The organism is Streptomyces sp. NPDC001493 (assembly GCF_053597235.1).
In genome coordinates this window covers 539,432-559,972 of the sequence record NZ_JBSFHV010000001.1, presented here as the reverse complement: position 1 = coordinate 559,972, position 20,541 = coordinate 539,432, and the positions used below count along the sequence as shown (strand labels likewise).

Below are 20,541 nucleotides of genomic sequence, written 5' to 3'. Positions count from 1 at the left end.
GTGTCCGGCAAGCGGACGTGGCGTACCAACGCCCGGCAACAGGAGCCGAAAGGGCGTCACTTGGCCCGGAGGGGCTTCGCGAAGGACTTGCGCAGGGACGCGGGGGCAGCCAGGGGGAGCAGGGACGCGAGGACCTTTCCCTTGAACGTGCCCGGTTCCCGGGTCAGTTCGACGTCGACGCGGGTGCCGTCGGCCTCGGGGGTCATCCGGAAGACCCAGCCACCACCGGCCCCGAAGAGCTTGGAGTCGAGCGTGGTGATGGTGACCGTGTCGCCGTCCGGCTGCCACTCGTAGCGGGCACGCTCCCAGGCGGCGGCGGTGCCCTCGGTGACCTCGGCCCAGGTGTCGCCGAGGCCGTGGACCTCGAAGTGTTCGGCGTCGATGGTGGGCCACGCCTCGGCGCGGGAGGGGCCGAAGTCGGTCAGAACCCCCAGCACGTCCTCGGGGCTGAGCGTGGAAACGAGGTGGAACCGTACGACTGCCATGGATTTCCTCACCGAGAAGTAACCGTCTTGACCAGTGACGAAAGATTCCCACGCACCACCGTCACCCGTCAAGGCGGTTATTTCTGCGGCGGGTTCGGACTCCGGAGATGTCCTGCCGAACGGCCGGGTGAAGCTGAACGTGGAGAAGCTCGGCGCGCTCGGCGAGCCGACCTTGGCGGCTCCCCGGGAGCCGGATTGCCGCCCGGCGCGAGAGGTCGGCGGGCGAGGATCTCGCCGGAGCGAAACTGAGGCCTCGGGGGTCGCTGGTAAGGGTGCCTTTCGGGCCCTCGACGGGGCTGCGGCCGCACTTCGGGTCCGGTTCGCGACCGCGGGGCCGACCGCCTTCGGACAGCCGCTCACGCGTCCGCCGGCGGTATCGGAGAAACGCCTCTGACCTGGCGTTTTCCTGGGATCTATCTAACCTGGGAGGTACTGTTCGACACCATCGGAGGGGACATCGTGAGCGAGGAAGACACCAGGTACGACGCCGACCACATCCAGGTGTTGCAGGGGTGGGAAGCGGTTCGGAAGTGGCCCGGGGTGTATGTCGGCTCGACGAGTGAACGGGGCCTGCGTCAGACGGTGTTCGAAGTCGCGGACCGGGCGGTGAACGAGGTGCTGGCCGGCCGTGCCGCCTCCGTGGACATCACTCTGATGCCCGACGGCGGCGTGTGTGTCGCCGACGACGGGCCGGGCATCCCCCTCGACGAGACGGAGGGCACCAGCGGTCCCGGGCTCGAAGCCCTGCTCACCCGTGTGCAGGCCGGGGTGGGTGCCGGAGACCGCCACAACGTGACGATCGGCCTCTGTGGCGTGGGTCCCGCCGTCGTCAATGCCCTGTCGAGCCGGATGAGGGCCGAGGTGCGGCGCGATGGAGTTCGATGGGTCCAGGAGTACGCGCGCGGCGTGGCCACCACCCCGCTCACCGAGGTGGGAACGGCGACCGGAAGCGGGACCACCATTGTCTTCTGGCCCGACGCCGACATCTTTGGAGCCACGGAGTTCTCGTTCGACGAACTGGAGGAGCGGTTCAGGGAACTGGCCTTCCTGAACCAGGGCCTGGAGATCTCACTCACCGACCTGCGCCGCCCGGACGAGTCCCGTTCGGTGCGGCTCCGCTTCCCGGGCGGGACGCGGGACTTCGTCGACTTTCTCAGCGGCCACACAGCGGCGTCCACCCCCGTGGACACCATCGCCTTCGAGTACGAGGACCCTCGCATGGGAGGCGTGCTGGAGGTGGCCTTCCGCTGGGGCGGCTGCCCTGACGAGCGGGTGCGGAGCTTCGCCAACAGCCGGCCCACCGTCGGCGGTACGCACGCGGTGGGCTTCCGCGACGGGATGACGACCGCGGCCACCGCGTACGCCCGGGAGCAGGGACTGCTGACACCTACGGACCCCGACTTCAGCCCCGATCAGATCGGCGAGTGCCTGACCGCGGTCGTGTCGGTGAAGCTCGACCGTCCCGAGTTCGAGGGCTCCACGCTCGGCGTCCTGGGCAACCCCGAAGTGCGCGACTGTGTCGGTCAGGCCGTCCAGGACCACCTCGGCAGGTGGCTGAAGGAAGACCCGGCGCGGGCCGTAGCCGTCATCGACCGGATCGTCCAAAACGCCCGCCGGGACTGACCGACAACGAACCGCCCTGCTGGTCCGAGACAGCTAGGCCGTGTGCCGGCAGGATGCGGACGCTCGATCGGAGTTCAGGACGGCCGTCCAACCGCGCGTGCGGACTTGGGACCCCTCTCACACATGTTCATCGGTGAGAGTTCCGCGAGAGCCCCCGCAGTGATCGCGTGTCCGCGGGTCGCCGATTGCAATGCGAGACCGTACGAAGGGCTCCGGCGGTCGGTTTCGCCGGAGCCCTTCACATCAAGACCGTACCGTTGTCGCCGACAACCGCTGTACCGATGTTCCTCGAAAAAACCGGAATCAGACCGGCCTTCGGTTCCACCGCTGTACCGCCGCCCCAAGGCCGCTGTAGTACAACCCCCGCGCGCGCTCAGAGAGTGCGGGCGAAGAGCTCGTGCAGCGCCGACCAGTGCCGCTCGGTGGCCGCGGGGTCGTAAGCCGACGTGTCGGACTGCGTGTAGCCGTGGTGCGCGTCCGCGTAGACCTCGCACTGGTGCTTGACGCCCGCGTCCGTGAACGCCCGCTCCAGCCGGGCGGCCTGCTCCTCGGGCATCGAGGGGTCGTCGTCGGCGTGCGCGAAGTACAGCTCGGCGGTGATCCGGTCGGCGAGCAGGTGGGGGCTGTCGGGCGCGTCGGTCGCCAGCGAGCCTCCGTGGAAACCCGCGGCGGCCGCGACCCGGTCGGGATGGGTGGCGGCCGTGAGCAGCGCGAGCCGGGCCCCCATGCAGTAGCCGGTGATGCCCACCGGTCCGTCCGTGGTCAGCGGTGAGTCGGCGAGCCATCCCAGGTAGGCGCCGGAGTCGCGTTCCGTCAGTTCGGGGGTGAGCGCCTCCATCAGCGGCACGATCGCCCCGATGATGTCCGGGCGGGCCCGGGTGTCGATGAACTCGGGCAGCTCCACGACCGGGGCGCGCCCGTGCCGGTAGAAGACGTTCGGGACGAGCACCGTGTAGCCGCGGGCGGCGAGCCGGTCGGCCATCGCCTTCAGGTGCGGCCTCACGCCGAAGGCGTCCTGGTACATGAGCACGGCCGGGTGGGCCCGTCCGTCGTCCGGGTGGACGAGGTAGGCGTCGGCGATGCCGTCGGCGGTGACGATGTCCACGAGCGTTCCGGTCACTGCGGTCATGGCGGGGGTACCTCTCTGCGAAGGGGGTCCTGAGCGAGCGTGCCGATGCGGCCCACGCTCGCACGGGGTGAACGACCCTCCCGTGCGTCGGATTCCCGGACCGGCCGTCAAACGCGCGTACGTGTGAACTTCCCGTCACCCCGGGCGGGTGTCGGCGCGGGCCCGGGGCAGTCGCTTCGCCGACGAGCCGGCGGCCCCGTCACGTCACCGGATGTGGCGCGAAGTCGGTGTGCGTGCGCGGGCGTTCCTCAGCATCCGGCTCCGACGGGTTCCAGGAGGATCCGGCAGCCGACCGGCTGACTTACGTCACGCCTTCCGGGCCCGTACGAAACGTCCTCTCCGCCACCGCTCTTCCTCCCGGAAGGTCCGACCGCCCGCCGCCGGACGGTGCTCAGCGGCCCGGGGCCTCCGTCAACCGCGCGGCCCTGGACTGCGCTTCGACCGTCAAGTGACCGATGCGCGGTTGTCGCCACGGCAGGAGGCTTGCGCTGCAGACTTCGTCCCACGGAGGAGAACCCCTGTCATGCACCGTGACCAGTCATCACTGCGGGCACACCCGGCACCCGATCAGGTGCCTTCGCTGTCGCTCGGCCTCGACCAGATGCTCGACGAGTTCACCCGGCTTCCGATGCGGGCGGAGTTCCGTTTCGACCCGGACACCCCCGCGGTGATCACGGTCGAGTTCCTGGCCGAACGGGGCCCGAACCTCGTGTGGCGTTTCGGCCGCGAGCTGCTCCACCGCGGGCTGACGTCGATGAGCGGCTGCGGCGACGTGCGGATGTGGCCCACGCTGGCCGGCGAACCGTCCTCGTCGTGGCTGCTCCTCGAATCGCAGGAGATGGAGGCTCTGTTCGAGGTACCCACGGGGCCGCTGTCGGAGTGGCTCGACGCCACCTACCTGATCACCTCGGCCGAGGCGGAGTGGGACGGCCTGGACTGGGACGGGTTCCTCCTGGAGCTGGCCGGCGGCCCCGGGATGCCGCCGGAGTGACCGGAGTCGGGCGGGTGGGACGGTCGACGAGGATCGCTTGCCTCCCCACGCGTCACCTGTCAGAGTGGTGACGAACAAGGTTGCCGCTGACGCCCGGCAGTTGCCCGACGTCACACGTATGCCCGATGACGGGCTCGGGGATGCGGCCCCTTCCCGCAGGCCGCACAGGTGCGGCGGACGAGGAGAACTGACGTGAAGACCAGCAACCCGATCCTCTCCCGCTGGGATGCCCACCGGGACGCCGGTCAGGTGGACGCCGCCGTGCGCCACCCGGTGGGTGTCACGAGCCGGGACCGGCCGGCGGACGACCTCACGACCGATCCCTTTGCCAGCGGCCCCGCCACCACCGGCCCCGGGGCCGACCCGGGCGCGTGGGCCGGGCGGCCCGCTCTGACCATCGACGACGTCGTCGTGCGGACCGCGACGACGCTCGGCGCCGTGGCCCTGACGGCCGTGCTGTCGTGGCTCGTGGTACCCGTCGACGAGGCGAACATCGGCCGCTCCTACGGGCTCGCCGTGGGAGCGGCCCTCGTCGCCTTCGTCCTCGCGATGGTCCAGACGTTCAAGCGGACACCCGTTCCGGCGCTGATCCTCGGATACGCGGCGTTCGAGGGCTTCTTCCTCGGAGTGCTCTCCAGCGCGACCTCCACCTACCTCGCGCCCGGCGTGGTCGTCCAGGCGGTGCTCGGTACGTTCGCGGTGTTCGCCGGTGTGCTCGTCGCGTACCGGATGCGCTGGATCCGTGTCACCCGGAGGTTCACCGGTTTCGTCGCCGCCGCCGCGACCGGTTTCGTCCTGCTGCTCTTCGCCGACCTCCTGTTCTCCGCCTTCGGGGCGGGCAACGGTCTCGGCTTCGCCGGCGGCGCCCCCGGCATCGCCTTCGGCGTCCTCGGCATCCTGCTCGGCGCCGCCTTCCTCGCGCTGGACTTCAAGCAGGTCGAGGACGCCGTCGCCCACGGCGCACCGCGCGAGGATGCCTGGCTGTCCGCCTTCGGCCTCACCATGACGCTGGTGTGGATCTATCTGGAGGCGCTGCGCGTACTGACCATCTTCACCAGCGACGACTGAGTTCCCCGGCACCGGAGGGGGCATGCACGATACGCATGCCCCCTCCGGCATGTCCGCGGTGCGGCCGGCCCGGCCCTCCACGCGAGCGGGCTCGTTCCCAGGAGGGCGACCGGGCCCTGCCGTCCGCCGACGTCCAGGAGTTGCCCGGACTCCGTACGACGACTCCGCACGATCACCAGGAGAGACATATGAGTTCGCGCGAGCAGTGCCCGTACCACGACGACGGCAGGGTGGTCATCGGTCCCGAGTTCAAGGCGGACGCCCCGGCCCGGTACGCCCGGCTGCGGCCCTCGGACCCATCCACCCGGCCGAGTTCCACCGGGGCCTCAAGGGCTGGGTGGTCGTCGGGCACGACCTGGCCCGGCAGGCGCTGAACCACCCGGCCCTGCTGAAGGACGCCACGCCGGCCGCCGATGCCCTGGCCGCCGCCGGTTACGTACTCCATCAGCCCTCGGTCGGACTCGGCGCGCAGATGATGGAGGCCGATCCGCCCGAGCACGGCCGCCTGCGCCGGCTGGCCTCGGCCGCGTTCACTCCCCGGCGTACGGCCGAACTGGCGCCGCGTATCGAGCGGATCGCCCACGACCTGATCGACGCGATGCCGCCGTCGGGCGAGTTCGACCTCGTGGAGGCGTTCAACAACCCGCTGCCCGCCGCGGTCATCGCCGAACTCCTCGGTATTCCGGCGGAGCACCACGCGGATTTCCGCCGTTGGTCGGGGCTGGCGCTCCAGGTGGCCTCGCCCGGGCACCGGCCGGCGCTGGCCGGACTGCACGGGCTGCTGGCCGGGCTGGTCGCGGAGAAGCGACGCGCCCCCGGGGACGACCTGCTGTCCGCGCTGGTCGCCGTCCGCGACGAGGAGGACGGCCGGCTGTCGGAGGAGGAACTCGTGGGCACGGCCATGATGCTGGTCGTCGCGGGCCACGAGAGCACCGTGAATCTGCTGGGCAACGCCGTCCTGGCGTTGATGCGGCACCCGGAACAGCTCCGGTTGTTGCGCGAGAACCCTGGGCTCATTCCGGGTGCGGTGGAGGAGTTCCTGCGGTACGACACCTCCGTCGAGCGGTCCACCAGCCGCTACGCCTCCGAGGATCTCGAACTGGGCGGGGTCAGGATCCCCCGGGGCGGCATGATCACCGTCGCGCTCGGGTCCGCCGGGCACGACCTCCCGCAGGCCGGGGGCGGCGACCCCACCGTTCTCGACGTGACCCGGCCCGCCGCACGCCATCTGGCCTTCGGCCACGGCATCCACTACTGCCTGGGCGCCCCGCTCGCCCGGCTGGAGGCGGGCGTGGCCCTGCGCGTCCTGCTCTCCCGCGTCCCCGGCCTGGAGCTCGCCGCCCCCCTGGAATCGCTCGACTGGATCGGCTCCGGCATCATCCGCGGCGTGCTGTCCCTGCCGGTACGCCGTCGCGCCTGCTGACTGCCGCATGCCCGCCGTCCCACAGCCGTCCAGGCGTGGGGCGGCGGGCATCACGCGTTCCAGGGGCCGGCCGTGGTGGGCGAGCCGGGCGGCGGCAGCGGCGGGGCAGGAGGTGACCGCCCATCACCGTCCGGCCCGCGGCCGCCCGGCGTATGCCCGCTACCCCGAGACGGAGCCTGTCTCCGCCTCGCGGCGCAGGTGGCGGCTGACATCGCCGACCAGATGGATCCGGACCCGGCGCTCCGTGAACCGCCAGCGCCCGTTCCTGCGCTCGAAGCGGTCGTCGTAGCGTCCTGCCGCCACCGGCTGGAGCGGGAAGCCGGGCAGCGACTGGAACACGGTGACGTAGGAGCGCGCGGTCGCGGTTCCCGCCTCCGCGTCGACTTCGACGGCGATGTTGGTCGTGGCGTGGTGCGTCCGGGGTGTCCCGTCCTCGTAGAGGATGACGCTGCTCCGGAGCATCCTCTCCACTCCCCCGTCGCGGCCGTCGACCGGGGCACCACTGCCGATGAACACGGCGTCGGCGAACAGTTCGCCGACGCCCTCGAAGTTCCCGGTGTCGACCAGCTCCGCGTACTCGGCGATCAGGTTCGTCACGGCGGTCGTGTCCGCGAGGGTACTCATACGGCCGAGCATACATATCGGCTACGGAGACACGTGTGACACCCGCGCGGCCCCCGGGACATCTGCCGGCTCCGGAACGGACGACTCGACCCGCGGCCACGAGGGCCGCGGGTCGAGAGCTGGTTCTGCCGAGGTCGGGTCAGTGACCGGCGGGAGAGACGCACCGGAAGCTCGATGCCTCGGCCGGGTCGCCCTGACCGGTGGAGCGGGCCACCTGGGGGTAGCCGCACAGGTTGCGGGAGACCTCCGCACCGGAGGCGTTGATCAGCGTGGCGGGCAGCGTCCGGGGGGCCTTGCCGTGCTCGACCCAGGCGGTCAGCGCGCCCAGGGCGTCGGTCGTACCGTCACCCTGGTTGAGACCGCAGTGGACGGTGCCGGGGGCGAGGAAGAGGCGGTAGAAGTCGTCGACCCGCCGGGAGCCGCCCATCTTCTGCTCGACCTGCTTGCGGTAGTCCACGGTTCCCCCGGCGGGGATGAACTGGTCGGCCTGTCCGTGCCAGGTCAGGAGCTTGCCGCCGGACTCGCGGAAGGCGGACAGGTCCGAATCGTCGGTGCCGATGATCTTGTCGTACTCGGCCTGGGACTGCTGGAAGAGCTGGGTGAACTGGCCGTAGGTGATGGTCGAGACGTCGAAGGACGGCTGCTTCTTCAGCCAGACCTTGACCCACGCCTCGGGCACCGGGAAGGGCGCTCCCGCGACGTTGCCGTCGGCGTCGGGCTCGGTGGTGCCCGCCAGACCGGAGAGGTCGGCTCCCACGGGGACGCCGGACCAGAGCTTCTTGCCGGAGGCGGTACGCGGCCCGTCCCAGATCTTGCGCACCACGGCCGCGTCGGCCGCCGTGATGGTCAGCTCCCTGCCCTCGCACAGGACCTTGGTGCCGACGAGCCGGCGGGGGTCGAAATCGCACCGGTCCGGGTCGTCGACCAGACCGTCCGCGACGCCGTCGAGCGTGTCGCACGCCGTGACCGCCGCTGCGGTGAAGGCGCCGAACTCGCACTTCGAGGGGAAGGTCTTCTCGTTGTTCATGACGACCTGGGGCCACAGGGTGGCGACCTCGAACTCGTCCCAGTTGATGGCGGGTGCGTCGGCGAGGATGCCGTCGTAGTCGTCGGGGTAGCGCTGGGCCTCCATGTAGCCCTGACGCCCGCCGGTGGAACAGCCGGTGAAGTACGCGTAGGAGGCGGCCTTGCCGTAGACGGAGTCCACGACCTCCTTGCCGACGACCGCCGTCTCGTGCTGGGAGCGGGAGGCGAAGTTCTTCAGCAGCGCGGTGTTGGTCCGCCCCTCGCCGTCCAGGGCCCAGCCGACGTCGAGGGCGTCGCCGACGCCGGCGTCGGTGGTGCTCGCCGCGTAACCGCTCTTCACCGCGTTGGCCAGACCGACACCGTTGTCCCCGGCGAGGAAGGCGCTGCCGCCGAGCGCCTGGAAGCGGCCGTTCCAGCCCTCCTCGGGCAGCCAGGTCCGCACCTTGGCGTGGTCGCCGTCGCCGGGGTGGGTGAGGGTGACCGTCACGTCGCAGTAGGCCGGTACGCCGGAGACCGTACCGCCGAGGATCCCGGTGCCGTTCACGGTCCCTCCCTCCTCGCGGACCGAGGTCACGGACTCCACCCTGGTGCCGGCCGGTGCCTTCACCGAGACGGCCGAGCAGGCGAAGGGCGTGGAGGTGGAGACCCTCGCGTCGGCCGCCGACGCGCCCGTCGGCAGGTACACGGCCGCGGCCAGCGGCACGCCGGCCGCGAGGACGGTCAGAAGTCGTCTCATTGCTTTCCCATCCAAGAAGTAGGTGCGCGCCCGGAAGTGGCGACACACATGCAGATCACATGAGCAGGGTGATCGCGGAGCCCACGGACTCACCGCGGAAGAAGTTCATACGTGTGATGCCATGGCCTCGGATACGCCCCGGGGCCGGCCCGGGGTCGCCGAAGTCTGATCGAGACAGTATCACCGGTTAAAGCGGTGACGAAAGGGGGGTGGGGTGCGTACGGGCGACCAAGTCCCTTTCGCAGGGCCTGAGTAGACCCTGACAGGCACCGTGGACCGCGGCATCAGTCGATTGACGGCCGGCAGGCCTCTGGGACGGGTCCAGGCTGCCCGGCCGGACGGCCGTCCGGCGAGAGCGGGACACACCTCACACCGTGTCCGCCCTCCCGGCCGTCTCCCCCGAGGCCTTCTCCTCGCCCAGCCACCGGGGATGGCGCCGGTCCGCCCAGGACCGGCCGACGAAGCCGGTGCGCATGCCCAGCCTCGCTTCCGGGTCCTCGAACGCCCTGCGCATGTGGCCGATCAGCACGGCGGCGACAGCCCAGGCCAGAAGGTCGTGGACGAAGATCGCGCTGGTGCGGGAGATGAAGGGCAGCAGCCCGGTGAACCACATCAGCAGCCCGGTGAACATCATCACCAGCACGGCGCCGGCGATCCACCCCGCGTAGATCTTCTGTCCCGCGTTGAACTTGCCGGCCGGGCGTGCGGTCGACGACGTCCGGCGCCTGCGGACGTCACGCAGCCACTGGCGGTCGTACGCCGCGAAGCGGTTCAGCCTGCGCAGGTCGGCCCTGAACTCGGCGGAGCACAGCCCCAGCAGGAAGGGCAGCGGCAGCGAGACGCCGGACCACTCGTGGACCGTGACCATCAGATGACGCCGGCCGACCAACTGGGCGATCGGCCCGAGATACAGGCACGCGGCGGTGGCCAGGCACGTCAGCATGAGCCAGCCGGTGGCCCGGTGGACCCAGCGCTCGGCGGCGGTGAACCGGCGGACACCGCCGGAGGGATCAGGCCGCGTCACGGTTCCGGTCCGCGTCGTCGAGCCAGCCGTCGATCGCGTAACCGCGCTCCTCCCAGTAGCCGGGGACGACCGTTTCGGTGACCGAGATACCGGACAGCCACTTGGCCGACTTGTAGAAGTACATGGGTGCCACGTAGAGGCGGACCGGACCGCCGTGTTCGTGTGTGACGGGCTTGTCCTGCATGTTCAGCGCCACCAGGACGTCCGGGCGGCGCGCCTGTTCGAGGGTGAGGCTCTCGCTGTACGCCCCGTCGAAACAGGTGAAGCGGACCGCCGCCCCCGGGGAACGCACACCGGCGGCGTCGAGCAGGTCGGCCAGCCTCACCCCGTCGAAGGGGGTTCGCTCCACCCGCCATCCGTCGGTGCACAGCACGTCGTGGACGACCCGGGTCTGCGGCATCGCGCGCAGGTCGGCGAGCGTGTAGGTCTTCGGCCGCTCGACCAGCCCGCCGACCCGCAGTTCGTAGTCCGTCTCGTCCTTGCGTGGCACCGAGCCGACGACGCTGTAGTACCGGAAGCCGCCGGGGTTCGGCAGCAGTCCGGTCAGGCCCGTCGCGTCGGCCTGGGAAACCGCACCGAGGGCCCCCTCCCAACCGCGTTGCAGCGAGGGTGCGACCGCGAGTCCGGCGGCACCTGCGGCGAGCACGCCCAGCATCGCCCGCCGCCCCACCGGCGCCCCGTCCACCTTCCGCTTCGGCTTTTTCACCATGACAAGCGCCCTCCTTCGAGGTGGCGACGACCCCGGCGGTACACGGCCCCACAGGGGCGGCACGGCCGGGCATGCCCACACGTGTGAACACTGTCGGAATCAGCACGATATCGTCACCGGTTCAATAGGTGACGATGCTGTCAGTCTGTTTCCGGAGCTGTCAACAACACGCGACAACGGACCGCCTCGCACCACACGCTCCGTCGGCACACCTGCGCGCGAACGGGACGCACTCCACGGCCGGAACGCCGGAGCGTGGAAGTCGCAGGCGCGGCGCATGACGGCGACGCCCCCGAAGAGAGGCTCCTGGGCGCGGCCGGCCACCGGACGGCACCCAGGAGCACCGATCCTTGCGCTCCCTTGCCGTCACCTGTCAAAATGGTGATGTGAATCTTGACCATGTCTTCGTATGCGAGCACCCTGCCCTCGACTTCGCGGCCACCCTCCGTGTCCGGCGCTCGACCCGCTTCGAGATGTTCGTGACGCCGGAGCGGCTCGACGCCTGGTTCGTGGAGTCCGGGCTGGTGGATACGGTCACACCCGCCGGGGAGGACGACGTCCGGGCGGCGATCACCCTGCGCGAGGCCATCTACCAGCTCGTCACCGACCGGCGCCTCGGTGAGGAGTTCGACCGCGAAGCGCTCGACGTGGTCAACGCCGCCGCGCTCAGGACCCCGGTGACGCCCCAGCTCACGATGGCCGGGCGGCACATCGAAGCGACCGCCCCGCAGGCCCTGGCGACCGTCGCCCGGCAGGCCGTCGAGCTGCTGAGCGGTCCGGACGTCCCGCTGATGAAGGAGTGCGGCAATCCCGAGTGCACCCGGGTCTACATCGACCGCTCCCGGGGCATGCGCCGCCAGTGGTGCGGCATGGAGTCCTGCGGCAACAAGATCAAGGCCGCCGCCTACCGGGCGCGCAAGAAGGCCGCGCCCGCGGCGCACTGACCCGCCCCCGGAGCCCTGCGTACGGAGCGCTGCGGCCGCGGGGCAGGATCTCCGCGGCGCGCCGGAACACCCCGGTGAGGCCGCCCCCCTTTCCGGCTCGCCGGCATACCCTCGACGCACACCTGCCCCGCCACGGGCGCGCGAGGCCGGACCGGCCGCCGCGACAGGTCGTGCGGACGGCCGGGCGGAGGCACCTACCGGGCAGTACGTTCCGGGGAAGTCCTGCGCGGGTGACGTCTCCGCGTACCGGACCGTCCGGGAAATCGGGCACTTCCCACATGCGCGGGCATGTCGACGTTTATCGTGAGGGGTGAACATGCCCGGCCGGGCATCTGGCGTCGACGACACACCTCCGCGCGAGTCCCTCGGCATGGGTACCATGCGCAACGTCATCCACAACGAGGGAGTGAACGGTTGTGAGCAGCCAGTCAGCCGCCACGCTCCGGTCGCGGTACGTAGAACAAGCCGCGTCGGACCTGGAGCAGAATCGTCGGCGGCAGCAGGAGCTGACGGAGAAGATCGCGATGCTGAAGCAGGAGGAATCCCTCCTGGTGGACATCCTGAACCTCGCCGAACGGTACGAGGGTTTCGCCGACGCGTCCCGCCTGCCCGAGCAGGCGCAGGACGAGCCCGCCGCCGCCAGGACGAAGCGGGCATCCACCGCCTCCCGGCGCTCGGCTTCGGGCAGCACCGCTCCTGCGCGCACCACTCCCGCAGGCACCACGGCGAAGGCCGACGCGAAGGGGAAGTCGCGCCGGCCGCTGCTCGGTGAACTCCTGACGGAGCTGCTCGGCGCCTACGAGGAGCCCCGGCATGCGAAGGAGCTGCGGGACGAGCTCCTGGAGAAGTACCCGGACCGGAACCCCACACCCCAGGTCGTGCGGAACACCCTGGAGTCCCTGGTCGCCAAGGGGCACATCCAGCGCCACAAGCAACAGCGCTCCGTCATGTACACCCTGGTGAAGCCGGGTGGGGCGGGCTGACACGCGGGTGTGTCCGGCGGGCCGCGGCCCGATGGGCGGACTCCGGTGTGCGCGTGGCACGCCGCCCGCCCGCCCGAAGCTCCGCGCGGCAACGGATGCGGCGCGGCCGTGCGTGCCACTTCGTCGAGGCCTCGACGGCCGGGTGAGGGCCGCCCGCCGTCGCCGTTTCTCCGAGGTCTCCGACGGCCGGCCGTACGTCATCGATTCCCCCCGGCCGACCGCGTCCGTGCCGCCTTCGGTCTGACGCACGCGGCCGGGACGTCGCACCGAATCGGGGCATCCCTCCTCCGGCGATCTCCGCTCACGCGCACTTCCACGCCCTGCTGGAGCGACGTCCGGGGCGGCTGTGGCGTACATACGTGTGATGCCATCGGTGCGGCGGTTCCTACGTGAACGGCTCGTCGCACACCCGCCACGAGGTGCGGGACAGCCTTTAGGTGGTGTCCGGTCGGTCGTCCTCGCGCGGCCGCACCGCGCGCGGGCCGTTCGGCCGGCCGTCAGAGGAAGTGCGAGACGGTCGGGCCGTACCCCATGAGCACGGCGCTCTCCGCCCAGTTCCGCACCTGCGTGTCGGTGACGGGCCGCCCGGGCCCTTCGGAACCTGCCGTGCCCGGGGGCCGTCCGGTGGAGGCGGCAGAGAGGCGGCCGGGTACCGAGCGACGGTTTCCGACGGCCCGTACGTGTGTGCGCGTCAAGGAGGCCATGTCCGTCCTCGTTCTTCCTTCGGAGTGTGGGTGATGACAACGAGCGGGAAGAAAGCGGGTCCCGTGCGTGGGGCGTGGAAGGGAGCACGGGACCCGCGGTCGGGGGGTGTCAGGCGGCGACACCGGCGTTGAGGACGACGGGGATGTTGTCACGTGTGGCCTTGGAGTACGGGCAGATCTGGTGAGCGGCGTGGGCCAGCTCTTCGGCGGTGGCCTGGTCCACGCCGCCGAGAACGGGGCTGAGGACGGCGGAGAGGGAGAACTCTCCGTCGTCGCCGTGGGTGAGGGTGATCTCCGCGGTGATGGTGGTACTGGTCAGCCGGACCTTGCGCTGGGCCGCGGCGCGGCGGAGGGCACCGAGGAAGCAGGCAGCCCAGCCCGCGGCCAGCAGCTGCTCGGGGTTGGTGGCGGTGCCCGCGCCCCCGAGCGCCTTGGGAAGGGCGAGGCCGGTTTCCAGCAGACCGTCGGAGGAGCGGACGTGACCGCCGTTGCGGCCCTCCCCGTCGACGTCGACAACGGCCGTGTAGCTGACTGCCATGACTGTGCTCCCGATCTGGGTCGAAAGGACGCGCGCGGCTCCCCGAGAACAGGACACCCGTTGCGTCACCGGTTGAAGTGGTGACGCAATCATGGCAGCCGCATTCGTCACCAGTCAAGGTAGTGACGTGCTGTTCGGGGGGCGCTCACACCTGACCGCGGGTGTGCTCCGGGCCCGGGCCCCTTCGGTGCACCGGCTCAGCGCGCGGAGTCGGCCGGAAGGCCGGTCAGTCGGCTTCCGGTGCGGGGGCCTTGAGCATGTCCGCGGTGGCGGTGTCCCAGTCGATGTCGAACAGTTCGTGACCGGCGGGAACCATGTCGTAGGTGCTCCGCAGCCAATGCGCGAGCGGTGGTGCGGGCAGTTCGAACAGAGCCGCCATGTCTCCGGAGGTCAGCTGGAGCCACGCGGTCTCCCGCCCTCCCGGGCTGGACGGCCATACCCGGATGTCACCGAGTCCGCTCATCGAGTGCAGCCCCTGCTGGAGCAGGTCACGTCCGATGCGCCACAGCACGTGCGGCCCGCCTTCGACGAGGAGCTCCACGGACACGACCAGGGGGGACTCGGGGTCGAACCGGAAGCCGGCCCTGATCGCCTGGCGGGCGGAGACGTCCAGCACGCGCTCGATGTCCAGGGTCAGTTCGCGACGGTCGTGCGACGCCGTTCGGCGGGCCTGTACCCCTGCTCGCTTGCCGCTCATGTCGGGTGGGTCCTTTTCTGTGGCTGAAGGCTTTCCCGGCCCACTCTGGTCGCCGCGAGGGCGTCGTACATAAGTAACTTGACCGTCCGCCATCACCTGCGTCGACGGGGAGGGCCGGGGCGGGCGCCCCGTCACGTGGACCGTTGTCCGTTTTGGTACGCCCTGCCCGGGGGCCTTTCCCCGGGACCGCCCGGCCCGTACGCGGACCGCCCCGAACATTGAGTCATTCGACTGTCGCCGCCGACTTCTGCCTGAACGATCCTGGGACAGTCGCCCGTGTGCCGGTGCCGGGTGGCCGCCCTGCTCGGAGGAACCAGCCGTGAACCGAACTCCCGTCGTCTTCATCCACGGCGCGTGGCTGCACGCGCTCTCCTGGCAGTCCTGGGCCGAACGCTTCGGCGGCCGGGGATTCCTCACCCTCACGCCCCCATGGCCGGGAGAGGCTCCGACCGTCGGGGACGTACGTGCGTCTCCCGGGGCGCTCCGCGACATCGGTCTGGACGCGCTGACGGACCATTACATCGGAATCGTGCGCTCGCTCGATGTCCCGCCGGTGATCGTCGGCCACTCCGTCGGCGGGCTGATCGCGCAGCATCTCATCGGCGCCAATGTCGGCCGGGCCGCGGTGGCCATCGCCTCCGCTCCGATCAACGGCATCCCGCTCGCCCCGTCGCGGGCCCCGCTGTGGACTCCCTGCAGGGCCGGCTCCACCGACCGGCTGCTGTCGCTGTCCCCGGAGCAGTTTCACGACGTCTTCGCGAACACCGTGGAGGCCGAGGAGTCCGACCAGCTCTTCGAGAGCTACGCCGTACCGGCGCCGAGAAGACTCCTCGCCGACCTCGGACGCGAGGGTGAGGTACGCAGCCCGCGCACCGTGGCGGACGTCGGCAACCCGGGCCGCGGCCCGCTCCTGCTGATCTCCGGGCAGGAGGACAGGCTGGTACCCGACTCCGTCACACGCGCGATGTACAAGCAGTACGGCGATTCCACAGCGGTCACCGACTTGAAACAGTTCGCGGACCGCGCCCACTCGCTGGTCGTCGACAGCGGATGGCGCTTCGTCGCCGACCATGTGCTCGGCTGGCTGGAGCAACGCGGCATCCGGCCCCATCCCCTCGGAGGATGAAGGCCCTGCACCGGAGGCGACTGCCCGACACCTCGGTCACGCGGGACACCTGCGCGAGGGCGGACCGCAGGTCACACATCCCGGTCGCCGGACACCTTGCCCAGCGCGTCGCGGAGTGCGGCGCGCGAGGTGATGCCCAGCTTGGGGAAGACCCGGTAGAGGTGGGAGCTGACGGTGCGCGGCGACAGGTGCATCCGCTCGCCGATCTCCTTGTTCGTCAGGCCGCCCGCCGCGAGATCGGCGATCCGGCGCTCCTGCCAGGTCAGCGCGGCGAGGTGGGCCGAGGAGGTGACGGTGGCCGTGCCGGTGGCACGGAGTTCGGCCCGGGCCCGCTCGGCCCAGGTGGGCGCCCCGAGCCGCTCGAACGTCTCCGCCGCCAGAGTCAGCGCGGGCCGCGCCGCCTTCCTTCCCTGGGTGTGGCGCAGGCGGATGCCGTGGGCGAGGTGGATGCGGGCGAGTTCGAAGGGGTGGTTGGCGGCGTGGGGATGGTTTTCGGCTTGTTCGTAGAGGTGGTGGGCTTCGGTGGGGTCAGTGGTGGTCATGGCGAGGGCGCCGTGCGTGAGGAGGGCGAGACGGGGGGAGATGTGCTGGAGCCCGGCGTGGTGGGCGGCGAGGGCGTGGCGGCGGGCTTGTTCGGAACGGCCGGTGTGGACGGCCGCTTCGACCAGGTCGAGGAGGGTGCGGGAGGCCTGGTGGGCGTAGGGCTCGAAGGAACCGGGAGGTGTGATGCCGATGGCGTGGAGATAGGCGGCCTCGTAGTCGCCCTCGGCGAGGGCCGCGGTGGTGCCGACTGCGTCCGCGATCTGGGTGAGGAAACCGACCCCACGCGGACGGGACCAGGATTCGACCACCGCCTGCAGCTCCCGGGCCCGCTCCACCCGGCCGCGCAACGCGGCCAGCTGCGCCAGGTACCCACGGGTCTGGTGAGCGAAGAGCGCGTGCCGGTGACGCGTCGCCAGGTCGAGGCAGCGCTGTCCGGTGCGCTCGGCCTCGTCCCACTCACCGACCGTCATCTGGTCGAGCATGACCAGGTGGAGCATCGTCATGCCGGGGAGCACGGCCCCGGTCTCCAGTTCGCGGTCCACGACGCGCTGGAGGTGCGGCCGGTACTGGCTGAGCGTGTCCACGTGGTAGGCGGCGACCCCCAGCCGGCTGATGTCCCAGGGTTCGAGTTCACGGAGGTCGGCGAAGGCCGCTTCCACCCGTCCGTGCACACCCGCGCCACGCCGTACGACGTCGCCCCACGCGTCCTGGTAGATACGCGAATGCGCGGGGACCAGGTCGCCCAGGGAGCCGAGCAGTTCGTGGGTGCGCTCCCACGAGAGCTCGTCACTCGCGTACTGGTCGATGGCCAGCAGCAGGTTGACGAGCCGTGTGAGCACCTCGTCGGGCCCACGCCCCGCCTCGTCACTCCTGTCCCCGATGCCGGCACGTATGTTCTCGATCGCCGCGACGACCTGGCGCCGCGAGGACCGCACATCGCCGTCCTCGTACAGCGCGACGTACGCGGCGGTGACCACCGGGACAGGAGAGTCGTTCCTTCCGGACGGCGCGCCGGAGTCGACCAGCCTCTGAGCCTGGTCCAGCAGGCCCGCGTGGCCCGCGATGAACGCCGCGTCGCCCAGCCGCCGGGACCGCTGCCCGTGACTCTCGCTCAGTTCCGCGGCACGCGTCAGCCAGGCGACGGCGGCGCGCGCTCCGCCGCGCCGGGTGGCGGATTCCGCCGCCGTCTCCAGCGCGGCCGCGACCTCCTCGTCCGGGTCGACCGTCGCGGCCCCCAGGTGGGTGGCACGCCGTTCCACGTCCTCACGGTGTACGCGGGCGAGAACGGCGTGTGCGGCGCGCCGCTCGTTGGGGGTCGCCGTCTGGACGACGGTCGAGCGCACCAGGGGATGCCGGAAGACGAAGTCGCCGCTGAGCGGGTCGATGTCCAGCAGGCCGCAGGCCGTGGCCTCGTCGGCGTTCACCATGCGATAGCGCGTGCCTCGCGCCGGCCCGGCGGCCGTTCCCGCCACGACGCCGTCGAGGGCGCCGCGCAGCAACTCCACGCGCACGTCGTCGCCGAGGGCCTCGATACGGCTGCCGTACACGTGCTGGAGGCGCAGCGGCAGCGGGACGCCGGTGTAACCGAACAGTTCCTCGGCGTTGCGTCCCGCCCGGTCGCCGCGTACGTACGGCGGCAGCTCCAGCAGGGCCAGCGGGTTCCCCTGTGCCTCGTCCAGGACGAGGCGGCGGATCCGGGGATCGAGCCCGGGGTGCCGCATGTCCAGAAGCTCTTCGGAGGCCTTCTCCGACAGCGTCGTCACCGCCATTTCGGGCAGCGCGGCCGTGTCGAAACCGGAGGACACCTCCGAGCGCAGGCCGACGACGAGCTTCACCGAACTCCCGGTCAGCCGGCGCCCCACGAACCCGCACACCTCGGTGCTGGCGGCGTCGAGCCACTGGCCGTCGTCGAGCACCAGCAGGAGGGGCTGCGGCGAGGCCGCCAGGGAGAGCAGGTCGAGGACGGCGATACCGAGGGTCATGACGGAGGGAGGTGTGCCCTCGTTCCTGCCGAAGACGACGTCGAAGACGCTTCGGTGGCTGTCGTCGAGCCGGTCGATGGAGGAGAGCAGCGGATACAGGAACTGGTGCAGTCCGGCGAACGGCAGTTCCGACTCGGCCTCGACTCCGGCCGCCCGGATCACCCTGTGTTTCTCGCAGGTCGCGAGTACGGCGGCGTGGTCCAGCAGGGCGCTCTTGCCCACACCCGTATCGCCCCGCAGCAGGAGCGCCCGGCCTCCGGACGCCCCCACGAACGCCGACAGAGCCGCCCGCTCGTCCTCGCGGCCGACCATGGTCCCGACGATCGATTCCACCGTCCCCCACCCCCTTCACCGCGGAACCGGCCCACGGCCGCGGCTGCTCGTACGTATGCGTCGCACCGTGCGACAGGGCGAGGTCACGTCGTCGTCCCTCATCACATGTCGACGGGCACCTCCGCGGCCCGTCGCCGGACTGCGGGGAGCGAAGGGTCTTCCGTTCGGATCGTGCTGGGCTCGCCCGATCGTCCCCATGGGAGGCACCGAGTGCCGGGAGAGCTGTCTGCGTGCTCGCGGTCGTGCCTCGTCCGGCCTCGACCGGTGTTCACGGCGGACACGTCCGCCCCGAACAGTGGCAACACCGACGAGGCCGACCGGCGGTCACACTTCTCCCCGGACAGAAGGGTATGTGTCTCCAGGGGCTCCCGTCACCCGTTGTGGCCAAAAGGTTTCTCGTGCGACCCCGCAGAGAGGTGCACCCCGACGTACAAGGTGTGTCTTCTTCCGTACGACATGTGTCACCGCCTCGCACGCAACGACCCGGGAGAACCACCGCGAACCCGCCCGTAGTCGGCGCTGCCGACTCCGAACGGGGCGACCGGGAAGCCGCGTTCGGAGCAGGCCGGGTCGCGGGTCCGACTTGGTGAGAACGACGGACCCCCGGCCCCGTCCGGTGATCTCCTGGAGTCGTGACGAACTCATCGACCGGCGCCGAGCGCGCCGCACTCGCCGATCCGACGGGCGGGCTCCTCGCGGCAGCCCGCGACATCGCGCCCGTACTGAGCCGCGCCGCGGAGGCGGCCGAACGCGACAGCCGGCTGGCGCCGGAGGCGGTACGGGCCCTGCGGGAGTCGGGGCAGTTCGCGCTCGGTGTGCCGCAGCGCTTCGGTGGCCCCGAACTCATGCCCGCCGACAGCCTGGAGGTGACCGCCGAACTCGCACTCGCCTGCCCGTCGAGCGCCTGGGTGGTGATGGTCTCGTACGTCGCGCAGCAGATCGCGGCGTCCTTCGGGGAGAGGGCCTGCCAGGACCTGTGGGGCGAGGGCCCCGATGTCGCCCTGTGCGGGGTGTTCAGCGACGTGGGAGCCGTCTCCCGGCCGGCCGGCGGCGGGGTGCTCGTCACCGGCTCCTGGTCCTGGGCCTCGGGCTGCCACCACGCCGACTGGGCCCTGCTCGGCGTCCCGCTGCCCCAGGAGCCCGGTGACGCGCCGTCGCGTGGGCTGGCCCTGATTCCGGCCTCCGACCTCGCCGTCAGGAAGACCTGGGACATGGCGGGGATGCGCGGAACCGGCAGTGACACCCTGGTCGCCGACGAGGTGCTCGTACCCCACCACCGGCTCCGGCGGTTCGCCGACGTCGTCCGGGGAGACGGGCCTCCCCAGGAGCCGCTCTACCGGATTCCGCCGGGCTCCATGACGCTGGTGTCGATGGGCCCCCTGCTGGGCGCCGCCCGGTCGGTTCTCCGGCTCACCCTGGACGCCGCCGGGAGCGGGAAACCGATGGCCATGTCCCTGTACGCCCGCCTCGCCGACTCACCGAGCGTGCAGGCGGCACTCGCCGAGGCGGCCAGCCTGATCGACTCCGCGCACCTGCATCTGAGGCGCTCGGCCGAGTTCGTCGGCGCGGCGGCGGTCTCGGGGACCTCGCCGTCACCGATCGAGCGCGCGCGGGTCCGGATGGACGCGGGACACGCCTCCACCTGCCTGCTCCAGGCGGTACAGGCGCTGCTCACCGTCGGCGGGGCGGGCAGCTTCGCGGCGTCGAAGACCGTACAGCGCCACTGGCGCGACCTGGAGACGGCCGCCCGGCATCCCACGCTCAACCCCGGCCTCGCCAAGGAGATGTACGGGCGGGCACTGGTGGGGGACGAACGGCCGGTCAGTCCCATGGTCTGAGTCCCGCCGAACGCT

At 71.1% G+C, this 20,541-nt stretch carries 17 protein-coding genes; 8 read left to right on the top strand and 9 right to left on the bottom strand.

Annotation, left to right across the window (positions count from 1 at the left end):
* Positions 1-56 precede the first annotated feature (56 nt).
* Entirely contained in the window at positions 57-485 is a 429-nt protein-coding gene (locus ACWCWD_RS02175) for a hypothetical protein (protein WP_450769522.1), read from the bottom strand.
* A 459-nt stretch (positions 486-944) separates the two neighbouring features.
* Between ACWCWD_RS02175 and ACWCWD_RS02170 the strand changes: the two genes are divergently transcribed.
* Positions 945-2,108, top strand: a complete 1,164-nt coding sequence (locus ACWCWD_RS02170) for an ATP-binding protein (RefSeq protein ID WP_450769520.1) — start codon at positions 945-947, stop codon at positions 2,106-2,108.
* A gap of 373 nt (positions 2,109-2,481) precedes the next feature.
* Here the strand turns inward: ACWCWD_RS02170 and ACWCWD_RS02165 are convergent, their stop codons facing one another.
* Complete coding sequence (locus tag ACWCWD_RS02165; protein WP_450769518.1) at positions 2,482-3,237, bottom strand: dienelactone hydrolase family protein; 756 nt, start codon at positions 3,235-3,237, stop codon at positions 2,482-2,484.
* Positions 3,238-3,760: 523 nt separating this feature from the next.
* Between ACWCWD_RS02165 and ACWCWD_RS02160 the strand changes: the two genes are divergently transcribed.
* From ACWCWD_RS02160 to ACWCWD_RS02150, 3 genes are all read left to right on the top strand, one after another.
* Positions 3,761-4,228 (top strand): SsgA family sporulation/cell division regulator, encoded by a 468-nt coding sequence (locus ACWCWD_RS02160; protein ID WP_450769516.1) that lies wholly within the window; start codon positions 3,761-3,763, stop codon positions 4,226-4,228.
* A 192-nt stretch (positions 4,229-4,420) separates the two neighbouring features.
* On the top strand, positions 4,421-5,296 hold the full coding sequence (locus ACWCWD_RS02155; protein WP_450769514.1) for a Bax inhibitor-1/YccA family protein: 876 nt from the start codon (positions 4,421-4,423) through the stop codon (positions 5,294-5,296).
* A 337-nt stretch (positions 5,297-5,633) separates the two neighbouring features.
* Positions 5,634-6,719, top strand: coding sequence for a cytochrome P450 family protein (locus tag ACWCWD_RS02150; protein ID WP_450769512.1), 1,086 nt, complete (start codon positions 5,634-5,636; stop codon positions 6,717-6,719).
* Between the two features lie 159 nt (positions 6,720-6,878).
* Here ACWCWD_RS02150 and ACWCWD_RS02145 read toward each other — a convergent pair whose 3' ends face one another.
* The 4 genes from ACWCWD_RS02145 to ACWCWD_RS02130 form a co-directional block, all read right to left on the bottom strand.
* Positions 6,879-7,343 carry a nuclear transport factor 2 family protein gene (locus ACWCWD_RS02145; protein WP_450769510.1) on the bottom strand — a complete coding sequence of 155 codons (465 nt, stop codon included), beginning with the start codon at positions 7,341-7,343 and terminating at the stop codon, positions 6,879-6,881.
* Between the two features lie 139 nt (positions 7,344-7,482).
* Entirely contained in the window at positions 7,483-9,105 is a 1,623-nt protein-coding gene (locus ACWCWD_RS02140; protein ID WP_450769509.1) for a DUF6351 family protein, read from the bottom strand.
* A 367-nt stretch (positions 9,106-9,472) separates the two neighbouring features.
* Entirely contained in the window at positions 9,473-10,129 is a 657-nt protein-coding gene (locus tag ACWCWD_RS02135; protein WP_450769507.1) for a cytochrome b/b6 domain-containing protein, read from the bottom strand.
* Positions 10,116-10,784, bottom strand: coding sequence for a molybdopterin-dependent oxidoreductase (locus ACWCWD_RS02130; RefSeq protein ID WP_450769677.1), 669 nt, complete (start codon positions 10,782-10,784; stop codon positions 10,116-10,118). The genes ACWCWD_RS02135 and ACWCWD_RS02130 overlap by 14 nt, the downstream gene beginning before the upstream one ends.
* Before the next feature lie 440 nt (positions 10,785-11,224).
* Here ACWCWD_RS02130 and ACWCWD_RS02125 point away from each other — a divergent pair, with 440 nt between their 5' ends.
* Both ACWCWD_RS02125 and ACWCWD_RS02120 read left to right on the top strand, forming a co-directional pair.
* On the top strand, positions 11,225-11,782 hold the full coding sequence (locus tag ACWCWD_RS02125; protein WP_450769505.1) for a CGNR zinc finger domain-containing protein: 558 nt from the start codon (positions 11,225-11,227) through the stop codon (positions 11,780-11,782).
* Positions 11,783-12,198: 416 nt separating this feature from the next.
* Positions 12,199-12,765, top strand: coding sequence for a hypothetical protein (locus tag ACWCWD_RS02120; RefSeq protein WP_450769503.1), 567 nt, complete (start codon positions 12,199-12,201; stop codon positions 12,763-12,765).
* Positions 12,766-13,578: 813 nt separating this feature from the next.
* On the opposite strand, the gene ACWCWD_RS02115 is transcribed toward ACWCWD_RS02120, so the two are convergent.
* Positions 13,579-14,007 (bottom strand): organic hydroperoxide resistance protein, encoded by a 429-nt coding sequence (locus ACWCWD_RS02115; RefSeq protein WP_450769501.1) that lies wholly within the window; start codon positions 14,005-14,007, stop codon positions 13,579-13,581.
* A gap of 226 nt (positions 14,008-14,233) precedes the next feature.
* The gene (locus ACWCWD_RS02110) at positions 14,234-14,704 is read right to left on the bottom strand and encodes an SsgA family sporulation/cell division regulator (RefSeq protein ID WP_450769500.1); all 471 of its coding nucleotides are present in this window, start codon (positions 14,702-14,704) and stop codon (positions 14,234-14,236) included.
* Between the two features lie 319 nt (positions 14,705-15,023).
* Here ACWCWD_RS02110 and ACWCWD_RS02105 point away from each other — a divergent pair, with 319 nt between their 5' ends.
* Positions 15,024-15,830, top strand: a complete 807-nt coding sequence (locus tag ACWCWD_RS02105) for an alpha/beta hydrolase (protein ID WP_450769498.1) — start codon at positions 15,024-15,026, stop codon at positions 15,828-15,830.
* 71 nt (positions 15,831-15,901) lie between these two features.
* Here ACWCWD_RS02105 and ACWCWD_RS02100 read toward each other — a convergent pair whose 3' ends face one another.
* Positions 15,902-18,667, bottom strand: a complete 2,766-nt coding sequence (locus tag ACWCWD_RS02100; protein WP_450769675.1) for a helix-turn-helix transcriptional regulator — start codon at positions 18,665-18,667, stop codon at positions 15,902-15,904.
* Positions 18,668-19,320: 653 nt separating this feature from the next.
* Here ACWCWD_RS02100 and ACWCWD_RS02095 point away from each other — a divergent pair.
* Positions 19,321-20,526: an acyl-CoA dehydrogenase family protein gene (locus tag ACWCWD_RS02095; RefSeq protein WP_450769496.1), complete on the top strand. Its 1,206-nt coding sequence runs from the start codon at positions 19,321-19,323 to the stop codon at positions 20,524-20,526.
* Positions 20,527-20,541: the final 15 nt, after the last annotated feature.

Bases quoted from the DNA above. Each gene is read 5' to 3' on its own strand.
- ACWCWD_RS02100 (WP_450769675.1), bottom strand. From the start codon at position 18,667: ATGGTCGGCCGCGAGGACGAGCGGGCGGCTCTGTCGGCGTTCGTGGGG.
- ACWCWD_RS02130 (WP_450769677.1), bottom strand. From the start codon at position 10,784: ATGCTGGGCGTGCTCGCCGCAGGTGCCGCCGGACTCGCGGTCGCACCC.
- ACWCWD_RS02115 (WP_450769501.1), bottom strand. From the start codon at position 14,007: ATGGCAGTCAGCTACACGGCCGTTGTCGACGTCGACGGGGAGGGCCGC.
- ACWCWD_RS02140 (WP_450769509.1), bottom strand. From the start codon at position 9,105: ATGAGACGACTTCTGACCGTCCTCGCGGCCGGCGTGCCGCTGGCCGCG.
- ACWCWD_RS02145 (WP_450769510.1), bottom strand. From the start codon at position 7,343: ATGAGTACCCTCGCGGACACGACCGCCGTGACGAACCTGATCGCCGAG.
- ACWCWD_RS02175 (WP_450769522.1), bottom strand. From the start codon at position 485: ATGGCAGTCGTACGGTTCCACCTCGTTTCCACGCTCAGCCCCGAGGAC.
- ACWCWD_RS02165 (WP_450769518.1), bottom strand. From the start codon at position 3,237: ATGACCGCAGTGACCGGAACGCTCGTGGACATCGTCACCGCCGACGGC.
- ACWCWD_RS02110 (WP_450769500.1), bottom strand. From the start codon at position 14,704: ATGAGCGGCAAGCGAGCAGGGGTACAGGCCCGCCGAACGGCGTCGCAC.
- ACWCWD_RS02160 (WP_450769516.1), top strand. From the start codon at position 3,761: ATGCACCGTGACCAGTCATCACTGCGGGCACACCCGGCACCCGATCAG.